This is a genomic window from Nonomuraea sp. NPDC003201 (assembly GCF_053590415.1).
This window is the reverse complement of sequence record NZ_JBSFTC010000783.1, coordinates 1-1,082: the sequence shown is the minus strand read 5'-3', so window position 1 is coordinate 1,082 and position 1,082 is coordinate 1. Positions and strand designations below refer to the sequence as shown.

Here is a 1,082-nt window from a genome sequence, read left to right as displayed (position 1 = left end):
CGGCCAGGGCCAGCACGTGGACGTGTCGCTGCTGGAGTCGGCCGTGTCGTTCGCCATCTGGGAGGCGGGCACCGCCGCGCTGGACCTCGCACTTCGCCACCTCACCAAGGTCGGCGTGCGCAGCCTGGTCAGCCGGCCTCCGACGCTGGAGGAACTGTTCCTGCGGCACTACGACCGCGCGAACGTCAAGGGCCGGCACACGGAGGCAGGACGATGAACGCGTTCGCCGGCACGGGAAAGCTCATCCGCCTGGTGCTGCGGCGCGATCGTGTGCTGTTGCCGCTGTGGGTGGCCTTCATCTGCATGATCCCGGTGGTGTTCGTCGGCGCCTTCACCGGCGCTTACCCCACGGCCGAGGCCCGCCAGCACTACTACGAGACCAGCGTCCACACCAGGGCCTTCACCATCGCCTACGGCGTGCTGAACGGATCCAGCCTCGGCGAGCTCGTCGCCTGGCGGTCGGGATTCGTCACGTTCATGGTCGCGCTGTTCGCCCTGCTCACGGTCATCCGGCACACGCGTACGGAAGAGGCGGCCGGACGGCGCGAACTGGTCGGGGCCACAGCGGTGTCCCGCCACGCCGACCTGGCCGCCACCCTGATCGTCACCTGCGGGGCCGCCCTCGTCCTGGGCATAGCCTCGGCGGTGGCGCTGATCGGCCAGGGCCTGCCCGCCGCCGGCTCCCTGGCGCTCGGACTCGGGTTCACGGTGGCCGCCTGCGCGTTCGCCTCGATCGGCGCGGTGACGGCGCAGCTCACGACCAGCGCGGGCGGCGCGCGCGCCATCGGGATCAGCACGCTCGGCGCCGCGATCCTGCTGCGCGGCGCCGGCGACGTCGCCGCGCAGTCCGGTGACGGGCCCGCCTGGGTGTCCTGGATGACGCCGCTCGGCTGGGCGGAGGCGCTGCGGCCCTACAGCGGCGAACGCTGGTGGGTGCTCACGCTCGCGGCCGGCGCCGTGCTGGTGCTGATCGTGCTGGCCGTGGCGCTGTCGGAGCGGCGCGACCTCGGCGCCGGCATGTTCCAGGCCCGCCTGGGCCCGGCCGCCGCCGGACCCCGCCTGCGCAGCCCGCTGGCGCTGGC

2 pseudogenes are annotated in these 1,082 nt (G+C 73.6%); both read left to right on the top strand.

What is annotated here, in order from left to right:
* Positions 1–217: pseudogene (locus ACWDX9_RS63625) on the top strand (hypothetical protein); the annotation flags it as partial.
* Positions 214–1,082, top strand: a pseudogene (locus tag ACWDX9_RS63620) (ABC transporter permease); the annotation flags it as partial. The pseudogenes ACWDX9_RS63625 and ACWDX9_RS63620, both read left to right, overlap by 4 nt.